Genomic DNA, 1,368 nt, shown 5'->3' with positions numbered 1-1,368 from the left:
AAGTACCACAATGCTCAGGCTTAGAACCTTTTGCAGCACCCGAGCCATTACAAGGCTTACAGGTCACATGAGTTGGTACGCGAATTTTTACTGTTGTACCCTTAACGGCATCTTCCAAGTCCAAGTCGAGGGTATAACGTAAATCAGCACCACGAGCGCTACGCTGGCGGCCACCGCCACCTCCGCCGCCACCGAAAATATCACCGAAAACATCACCAAAAATATCGCTAAAGTTACCATTACCACCACTAAAGCCACCGCCACCAGCTTGCGGGTCAACACCTGCGTGACCATACTGATCATAAGCGCCACGCTTCTGCTCATCAGAAAGGATCTCATAAGCCTCAGTTGCTTCTTTAAACTTTTCTTCTGCTTGAGCATCATCCGGGTTGCGGTCCGGGTGGTACTTCATCGCCAAGCGTCTGTAGGCCTTCTTAACTTCCTTCGCATCAGCTGAGCGTTCAATACCCAGAACTTCGTAATAATCTCGTTTCGACATATGCAACAACCGTATTCAATAAAACCGTAAATAAAACTCTTCCCCGACCTCTGCCGAAGGATGAATCATTTTGCTAGCGCAGCTCTCAATAGCTCTATTGCGCATTAATACAAACTGACCTAGCAAAATAAACCTGAAGATATGCAAACGCGGAAGGCGATGCTTCCGCGTTCAAACGTAAGCTTTCAAACCAGAAGATTCAAAAATTACGCTATTTAAGTCTCAGAACAGGAGGGGCTACGCCCTCCTATCGACAACTTACTTCTTGTCGTCTTTAACTTCTTCAAACTCAGCGTCAACCACATTGTCGTCCGCTGCGCCAGCTGGCTCTTCTGCTGCACCGCCTTGCGCTGCTGCTTCTGGGCCTGCGCCCGCTGCTGCTTGCTCAGCATACATCTTTTGAGCCAAACCTGATGAAGCTTCAGTCAATGCCTGAGTCTTCGCTTCGATATCTGCCTTATCATCACCCTTAAGCGCTTCTTCAAGGTCAGTAATCGCAGCTTCAATCGCAGTTTTCTCTTCTTCAGTCGCCTTATCACCAGCTTCTTCTAGAGTCTTCTTAGTCGCATGAACAATCGCATCACCTTGGTTACGCGCAGTCACTAGCCCTTCGAACTGGCGATCGGCATCAGCATTTGCTTCTGCATCATTTACCATTTGCTCGACTTCATCATCAGATAGACCAGAAGAAGCTTTAATCACGATAGACTGCTCTTTACCTGTCGCCTTGTCTTTCGCCGATACGTTCAAGATACCGTTTGCATCGATGTCAAAAGTCACTTCGATCTGAGGCATACCACGAGGGCCCGCAGGAATATCTGACAAGTCGAAACGTCCCAAAGATTTGTTCTGAGCCGCTTGCTTACGCT

The 1,368-nt window shown here is 48.1% G+C and carries 2 protein-coding genes; both read right to left on the bottom strand.

The genetic code is table 11. The features are described from left to right. On the bottom strand, positions 1-499 hold a 499-nt coding region (locus tag A3761_RS18730; protein ID WP_156491949.1), incomplete at its 3' end, for a DnaJ domain-containing protein. A 258-nt stretch (positions 500-757) separates the two neighbouring features. Continuing rightward, positions 758-1,368 (bottom strand): Hsp70 family protein (locus A3761_RS18725; protein ID WP_156491948.1); only part of this gene is annotated, 611 nt, incomplete at its 5' end.

The organism is Oleiphilus sp. HI0123, assembly GCF_001635315.1.
Note: the sequence above shows the minus strand (reverse complement) of the source record. Positions and strands in the feature narration are given on the sequence as shown.